This window comes from Verrucomicrobiota bacterium (assembly GCA_016871535.1).
Lineage (GTDB): Bacteria > Verrucomicrobiota > Verrucomicrobiia > Limisphaerales > SIBE01 > VHCZ01.
The window spans coordinates 1-8,584 of the sequence record VHCZ01000261.1; the positions used below are offsets into that span (position 1 = coordinate 1).

Consider the following 8,584-nt stretch of genomic DNA (forward strand, 5'->3'; position numbering starts at 1 on the left):
TTTTCGCGCCAAAGGCCGCCTGGCTTCGTTGCTCCTCAGTCGAAGATCCAGGGAGGATATTCTCCTTCGTCGCGCCTCGCCATCCGGCCTTTGGCGCGAAAACAGGACCCCGCGGAATTTTCGGACACGCTCTAACAACAAATCCCATGACTAACAACAGCAGTTCCCGATTGGAGAGAAAGCCAACTTCAGCCAGATTCCTGAGGGCGTGGATACCCGCAGCGGCGATCGCGGCAGCGTGTTGCGTGTCCGGAAATGCGGCGACGTTCAACACCACTTTTGCCACCGATCCAGGCGGGACAGCTCTCGGCGCCGCGGAGATCGAGAACGGCATTCTCAAACTCACGGACGTGTCGAAGCTTCCACCGTTCGACCCCCCCAAAACCCTCCCGCAAAACGGATCTTACATTTTGCCGGATTTCAACGCCGCCGCTGCCATTCAGAGTTTCACCGCCACCTTTAAGGCGGCCGTGGGCGGCGGCACCAGCTTGGGCGCAAATGGATTCTGCTTCGTTCTCGCCAATGATCTCGCGGCGGACACTCCTTTCCGCGAGGCGGGAGGCACCGGCGACGGCCCCTCCGCAAGCAAAGGGTTGATTATCTCGTTCGACACCATTGACAACCTGGCCGGCTTCAATGCCAACGGCAACGATCCCGGCGATGCGCCAGGGATTATCGTCAGGTTTGGCGGCGCGAAAGTCGCCGTGCGGAATTTCCGGGGCCTTCAGACTTACCCTGCTGACTCGACTGCCGTGCGGTTCGCGAATGTTGAAGTCAAACTTGATCCGGACGGCACGCTCGACATTACATACGATGGCGTCAAAGTCTTTGACAACGTGGGCATCGGCTACACGCCCACTTCCGGCGTGTTCGGTTTTGGCGCAGGAACCGGCGAACTGACCGCCGCCATCCGCAACAGCCACTGGATCGACGATCTCAATATTACGACCGCCACCGTCGGCACGGGCTCCTACGTTTCCGCAAAGTCGCCGGCGGCGCAGGGGGCTGCGCCGGATTCGGTGGTTTCCATCGTCGTGCAAAACCTTGCTTCGCCCACGGTGCAACTGAAATTCGACGGGGCGACTGTCACACCGACCGTGACCAGCCAGGGCAACACGCGGACCATCACTTACGATCCCCCTGGCCTGCTTGCCTCGGCATCGAGTCATAAGGTCGAGTTGACGTACGACACGTCCAAAACGTTCGCGTTCGATTTTAGCGTGGCGAGATATGCGACGATCCCGCCGACCGCAAAAGTGCCCACGGCCACGGTCAACACCGGATCGAGCGGCTTCAAAGCGCGTGTTTATCAAATTGTCTCTCCAGCGCCGGGAGGAATCGGCGCGGCGGAAAAACAACTGGCCGGGCTCTCGGGCGCCAATATTGCCAACAAGATCGGCGCGAACGCCGATGGCAGCTTCAACCTTGCCACGATTAATTTCGACGCCGACCAGGGCGGAGTGGGCCAGTTTCCGGCGGACGGTCCCATTCCCGGCTATCCAGGCGTGAACCCGGACGGCGCCGAAGTGTTCGACAACATCGTCGTCGAAAGCGTCGCTTACCTGGACCTTCCTGCGGGTTTGGTCACGATGGGCGTGACCAGCGACGACGGGTTCAAGGTGACGGTCGGGAGCGATCCACGCGATGTGACCGCGCCCGTGGTGGGGATCTTCGATGGGACACGCGGCGCATCTGAATCCGTTTTTTCCTTTGTGGTTCAAGAGGCGGGTATTTATGGAGTTCGGTTGCTTTGGTTCGAGGCCGGCAGCGCGGCGAATTGCGAGTTCTATTCGTTCACCAGCGCAGGAACCCGCATTCTGATCAACGACCGTGCTGCCGCCGGGCATATCAAGGCTTATCGCGACCGCACTGGCGCCGTGGGACCGTTCATCAGGAGCGCCAAGCCCGCGCCGGCCGAGACGAGCGTCAATGCAAAACTGAGCATCGATGTGGTCGTCACCGAAGACGCGACGACTTTGAATCCGGGCTCGATCAAGTTGAGCGTCAAGAACACAGCTTTGACGCCCACCGTCACCAAGAGCGGCAAACAAACTACTATCAGCTACCGGCATCCGGGCCATGTTCCGGAAGGAGTGTATCCGGTGACTTTGTCTTTCGCCGATGGATCGGGAAACTCGGTCACCAGCTCGTGGTCATTTTCCACGGCTCCGGGCGCTTGTGAGAACGTCGGCGGGCCGGCCGCAACGGGCTATTGGACCTTTGACGACGGGACGCTGAAGGCTGCCATCGGCAGCGATCTCGCCTACATCGACACGGCGATTTCCAGCCATTACTCCTTTGGCACGAGCGGGCAGGGGAATTTTGCCGAGGTTCCGGGAGTCAACGGGCAGCCGATGAAGTTCCTCGCCATTCCGCGGAACGAGAACGGAGATGATTTCCGCAAGACCGGCATTCGCGTGAAGCCCGGCCTGGCGGCAAGTGGCGGTGGCAAGAACGCCAATCAGTGGACGTTGATTGTCGATCTGTACTGGGGGCAGGGCCACGGTTTTGGAACGATCTTGCGAACCCACGATTTGGGACAAAACAACGACGGGGATCTCTTCTGGCGCGGCTCGGATGGGTCGTACGGGAAGGGCTGCTGCTCGAACTACGACGGCATCAACCCGGCGAACAGCCATCAGCGCGAGGTTTGGGCCCGCGCCGTGTTCGTGGCCGATATGACCTCAACGCCCAAGCGGTTCGCGAAGTACGTTAACGGCGTCAAGCACCGCGAAGACGTCAGCGGCGACGGCGCGAACATCGACGGCCGATTCTCGCTTCCTGCCGAGATTTTCATGTTTAACGACGGCGATGACAACGAACAGAGCACGGCGTTGGTCAGCGCCATTCAATTCCGCGAGGGCGCATTGACCGACGAAGAAGTTGCAGCCTTGGGCGGTCCTTCGCCGAATGGCATCCCGGCGCCCGCCAAGACTCAGGCGACGGGCGTGGCGGCCCAATGGGAATTCAATGGAAGCCTGCAAGCGAAGACGGGGACGGCAGTGCGGTACATCGACAATTCGATCGCCAGCCATTATTCGTTCGGCACGAGCGGCCAGGGAGCTTTCGCGGACGTGCCCGGAATCGGTGGCCAGGCAGTCCAGTTTCTGGCTATCCCGCGGAATGAAAACGGCGAGGACTTCCGCAAGACCGGCCTGCGGGTCAGCACGGGCTTGACTGCAAGCGGGGGCGGTAAAAATGCCAATAAGTGGACAATGATCATGGACGTTTTCTGGGGGCAGGGACATGGGTTTGGCACGGTGTTGCGCACCCACGACTTGAATCAGAACAACGACGGCGACCTCTTTTGGCGCGGCTCGGACGGCTCGTACGGGAAAGGCTGCTGCTCGAATTACGACGGCATCAATCCGGCCAACAGCCATCAGCGAGAAGCCTGGGCGCGGGTTACGTTTGTCGCGGACATGACCTCAACACCCAAGCGGTTCGCGAAGTACGTCAATGGAGTCAAGCACCGCGACGATGTGAGCGGTGATGGCGCGAACATCGACGGCCGATTCTCACTCCCGGCAGAGATTTTCCTGTTTAACGACGGCGACGACAACGAGCAGAGCACGGCTTTGGTCAATTCGATCCAAATCCGTCCTGTGGCTTTGACCGACGAGGAAGTCACGGCGCTCGGCGGTCCATCCGCAGCGGGGATTCCTGAGCCGCAAACCGCCGCGGCCGACGTTAAATCCCACTGGACCTTCAACGGGAACCTGAACGCGACCGTCGGGAATCCGATCACCTATATCGACAATTCCATCGCCAGCCATTATTCGTTCGGCACCAGCGGCCAGGGCGCCTTCGCCGCTGTCCCCGGCATCGGGGGGCGGCCTGCCCAGTTTCTGGTGATTCCGCGCAACGAAAACGGCGAGGATTTCCGAAAAACTGGAATACGCGTCAAACCTGGGCTGGCGGCGAGCGGCGGCGGCAAGAATGCCAACAAATGGTCACTGATCGTCGATCTCTACTGGGGCCAAGGACACGGGTTCGGCACGATCCTGCGGACGCACGACCTGGGGCAAAACAACGACGGCGATCTCTTCTGGCGCGGCTCGGACGGATCGTACGGCAAGGGCTGCTGCTCAAACTATGACGGCATCAATCCGGCGAACAGCCATCAGCGCGAGACCTGGGCCCGCGCCGTGTTCGTGGCGGACATGACCTCAACGCCCAAGCGGTTCGCGAAATACGTGAACGGCGCCAAGCATCGCGAAGACGTCGGCGGCGACGGCGCAAACATCGATGGACGATTCTCGTTGCCGGCGGAGATCTTCATGTTCAACGACGGCGACGACAACGAGCAAAGCACCGCGCTAATCAACGCGCTCCAAATCCGCGAGGTGGCGCTCACCGATGAAGAAGTTGCGGCGTTAGGGGGTCCCACTGCGGACGGGCCGCCGTTGACGGGCGCCGGCGCGGCAACCTGCGTGCCGCTGGGGCTGCCCCCGGCCGCAGCGGCAGAGTTGTTTGTCGCTGACGCGGTCACCGGACCTTTTGCTGTTCTGGCGAGCGCGGCGGTCAATGCGGCCGCGAAGACGATCACCGTTCCGGCTTCGACGACGGCGAAGTTCTATCGCATCCGCAGCAGCACGGCGGTTAAGATCAAAACCGTCAGGGTCCAAGCCGGAAACCTGGTCATCAGCTACGAATAGGCTGAATTTCCTTCTGGGTAGAAGGATGAGCGGGCTCCGGTGTTGAGACGTGTGTCCCGGAGCCCGCTTGCTTTCAAGAATCGCGCCTCCGCATGAACCACTGTCCTGGAGCGCGGCCTTCAGGCCGCTTCAGCGCCCGACTTGAGCACCCGGCCACAAGAAGCCTGAAGACTGGGCTTCGTTGGCGCGCTTCAAACAAGGGCGCTCTATCGAGCAAGGCGCAAAGCGTACCGCAGAGTTGCGCTCTGTTGCCTGATTTCGTGCCGCGAGATCTCCGCCAGTTGCAGCTCGGCCAGACCGCCAACAACCCAACGAAGGAAGGTGCGTCCGCGGTGTACGACGGCGTCCTGGTTCCCGCAATTGTCAAAGACGACTACCTTTATCAAAGCCCGGACACGGCGGGAACCGAGGTGCTCATGCGCTTCGCCGGCCTGAACCCCGGGACTTACAACGTGACCGTGTTCGAGGGCCGGACGACGGATGGCAATGGACGATTTGGCAAGGTTTGGGTCGATGATATCAACGGCAAGAAAGAGCCTGCGGCCCAAAACACCGGGAATTACTCGGGCGTGAATCTGGACGTGAACGGCGTTCCGACCCCCGTGGGTCAGCCCCGAACTGTCACCGTGGAGATCAAAGCCGGGGAGTATCTCTGGTTCGCGGAAATGGAGGACAATTCGGGAGGCATCAGCGGCATGATCATCCGAGGCCTTAGCTCCACAGGTTCCACCGCGCCTCCGAGGAAACTGGGCTTCGCGCGTTCTGGCAGCAATCTGATCCTCTCTTGGGAAGGTGCCGCGACGTTAGAGTCTGCGGATGAAGCAACCGGGCCGTGGAGTGCGGTGACCGGAGCGACCAGCCCGCGAACAGTTGCTCCGAGTGGAACCCGCAAGTTCTACCGATTGAAACTGTAGGTCTCTTATGACAAATTCTTCGCCTCATTCCCGGTGGCGCATCCTGTTGGCCGGATTCTTCCTCAGTGTATCGGTCTCTCTTCCGCCGTGGGTGGCGCTTGGCGCAGACGTCCGCGATGCTGTCCGGGCGCGCCTGGCCCAGGAATATTCTTCCCTGGATTCTCTTTACAAACATCTCCACGCCCATCCGGAGTTGTCGCTTCAGGAGAAGGAAACGGCCAAACGCATTGGCGACGAACTGGAGCAGGCCGGCCTGCAAGTCACTCGCGGCGTGGGCAGGACCGGCGTCGTAGGCGTCCTGCGCAATGGCGCCGGCCCGACGGTTTTGGTTCGCACCGACCTAGACGCTTTGCCGGTGAAGGAGCAGACCGGATTGCCCTACGCCAGCGCGGTTCAGGCGAAGGATGAAAAAGGGGAAACGGTCAGCGTCATGCACGCTTGCGGACATGACGTGCACATGACGGTTTTCGTCGGCACGGCCCGGCTGCTGGCTCAACTCAAGAACCGATGGCAAGGAACCCTGGTCATGATTGGCCAGCCGGCCGAAGAACGGGGCAAAGGCGCCCGCGGGATGCTGGCCGATGGGTTGTTTACGCGTTTTCCCAAGCCGGACTATTGCCTGGCGCTTCATGCAAGCGCCAACCTCCCCAGCGGCAGCGTGGGCTACGTCGAAGGTTTTGCCATGGCGAATGTCGATTCCGTCAACGTAACGATCCGCGGCGTTGGCGGGCACGGCGCCTGGCCGCACACGACCAAAGATCCGATCGTGCTGGCCGCGCAAACGATCCTGGCGCTGCAAACCATCGTCAGCCGCGAAACCGCGCCCGGCGATCCCGCCGTGGTGACCGTCGGCTCCATCCACGGCGGCACCAAACACAACATCATTCCGGACGAAGTGAAGCTGCAGTTGACCCTGCGCTCCTACACCGACGAAGTGCGCAAACACACGCTGGATTCAATCCACCGGATCACGCGCGGTCTGGCGGCTGCGGCCGGGTTGCCTGAGGACAAGTATCCGCTTGTGACGCTGGAGGACGAGTTCACTCCCGCGACTTACAATAATCCTGAACTCACGCGCCGCGCCGTCGCCGCGATCAAACGCTGGATTGGCGACGCGAACGTCCTTGCGCAAAAGCCGGTGATGGGCGGAGAAGATTTCGGGGAGTACGGACGCACGCAGGACAAGATTCCAGTTTGCTTGCTGTGGCTGGGAGCCGTTGCTCCCGAAACTTACAAGGAACACCTCAGCGGGGCAAAGGCGTTGCCGTCCTTGCATTCGGCGCATTTTGCTCCTGTGCCGGAACCGACCATCAAGACGGGAGTCACGGCCATGACCGCGGCGGTGCTTGATCTATTCGGGCAGGGTGCGTCGAGGCAAGTGCTCGGTAACCAGTGATCCGTGATCCGTGACCCAGTCACGCATCACGTTTCACGACTCGCTAAAGGTAACTCAGCCACGCCTCGCGCCGGCGTCGCTTGACGTTGGCGAACCATCGGCACACCGGATACAGGACAAGGATCACGCTGATCCAGACGGCGTAAACCACAGGTAGATTGTAGCCAGGGCCGCCCTGCCGAACGAGGACGGCGAGTCCATGGATGAGGGGAAGGTGCAGAAGATAATAGAAAAGAGGCACACGTCCAAATACCAGCACGGGCTGCAAAAAGCGCGGCGTTTCTCGCTCCAGGCAAGCCAGGATGATCAGCGCCGGCCCCAGAGTCATGAGCAAGTAGAGAAGCGATGGGGGATACTTCGTGCAGTTGATGAAGGAGAAGAAGGTGTAGAGCGGGTTCTTTTGCGCGGACCACGGAGAAGGATCGCCATAAACATTCGCCGCGCGCAGGACGAAAAACAGCGCGGTCAGAACCAGGCCGAGCCTGAGGATGGTTCTACGACGGCGGGTCGCTTCCCAGCGGAACATCGAGCCGAACGCGTAGCCCGCCGCCATCACGCCGATCCACGGGATGAGCGGATACCCAACGCCGATCACGAACGAAGGCCTGGCCGGATCGCCGAACAGAACCGGTCCCTGGATGTGCAGAATTCTCCAGAGCCATTCGAAGGAGCCGAATCGCTCGGGCGAAAGCGGGTCGAGGAGATTATGTCCGGCGATCATCACCAGGCCGAAAAGCGCGATGTAGCGCACGGGGAGAAACACCAAGCCCGCCAGCGCCACCATCGACCAGCCAATCGCCCAGATCACCGCGGCGCCAATGGAGTTCAAGTTGATCGAGAAAGACCAGCCGAACCATAGGATCACCGTGCATTCCAGGAGCACGAGCCAGAGACCGCGCGTCAGGCAAAACCAGGACAACTGGGCCTTGGTTTTCCCGCGCGTGGTCGAGAGAAACGCCCCGGTGCCGGCCAAAAAAACAAAAACCGGCGCGCAGAAATGCGTGAACCAGCGGGTCCAAAACAGGAGCGGCCAGGTGCGGTCCAACTGCAGTGGATAAAACGTTACGTTCGAGAAAAAGGCGCGGGTGTGATCCAGCGCCATGAGAATCATGACCAGGCCGCGAAGCAGATCCACAGAATCCAGTCGAGGACGTGCCACAGGAAGAGTGGTCTGGGGCGGTGCCGTTGCCGTGGCGCTGCCGGCACTTGGGTCGCTGGCCATGGCGCTTACTGCTGCCAGAGATCGACACTGCCCGCAATGCTTTTCTGCCCAGGCTTTTCTGCCCAGGCGGCGTCTCAATTTTTAGCATCGCCGCTTTCGAGCCAGATAGCGCAGGCTTTCGAGCCGGCGGGTTCACGGGGCTTTCCAGCTTTGTATCGCGAGCTATGCTGCTGGGGACTCGAAAGTCCCCGTAACCGGCAGGCTGGAAAGCCTGCTCCACAGCGCCATTGTTCCTGCCCTCTGCCCACGTGGCGTCTTGGCCGGCTTGGGTGCGACTTTTTCCGTCGGTCAGTTTTTTGCCAATTTTGCCCAGTATCGGTCCCAGTCATTGTTGGCGCGCGTGGTTCTGAGTTGAAGCATCGATTCCGCATTTGGAATCTTCCACCAAGCACCG

Annotated in this window: 5 protein-coding genes; 3 read left to right on the forward strand and 2 right to left on the reverse strand. The window is 60.8% G+C overall.

From position 1 onward, the window contains the following. Positions 1-334 (reverse strand): hypothetical protein (locus FJ398_23060; protein MBM3840784.1); only part of this gene is annotated, 334 nt, incomplete at its 3' end. A 16-nt stretch (positions 335-350) separates the two neighbouring features. Between FJ398_23060 and FJ398_23065 the strand changes: the two genes are divergently transcribed. The 3 genes from FJ398_23065 to FJ398_23075 all read left to right on the forward strand — a co-directional run bounded on the left by FJ398_23065 (position 351) and on the right by FJ398_23075 (position 6,968). Further along, positions 351-4,658: a hypothetical protein gene (locus tag FJ398_23065; GenBank protein ID MBM3840785.1), complete on the forward strand. Its 4,308-nt coding sequence runs from the start codon at positions 351-353 to the stop codon at positions 4,656-4,658. 260 nt (positions 4,659-4,918) lie between these two features. After that, the gene (locus FJ398_23070; protein ID MBM3840786.1) at positions 4,919-5,572 is read left to right on the forward strand and encodes a hypothetical protein; all 654 of its coding nucleotides are present in this window, start codon (positions 4,919-4,921) and stop codon (positions 5,570-5,572) included. Between the two features lie 7 nt (positions 5,573-5,579). Then, entirely contained in the window at positions 5,580-6,968 is a 1,389-nt protein-coding gene (locus FJ398_23075) for an amidohydrolase (GenBank protein MBM3840787.1), read from the forward strand. Positions 6,969-7,011: 43 nt separating this feature from the next. On the opposite strand, the gene FJ398_23080 is transcribed toward FJ398_23075, so the two are convergent. Further along, positions 7,012-8,190 carry a DUF1624 domain-containing protein gene (locus FJ398_23080; GenBank protein ID MBM3840788.1) on the reverse strand — a complete coding sequence of 393 codons (1,179 nt, stop codon included), beginning with the start codon at positions 8,188-8,190 and terminating at the stop codon, positions 7,012-7,014. Between the last annotated feature and the right edge of the window lie 394 nt (positions 8,191-8,584).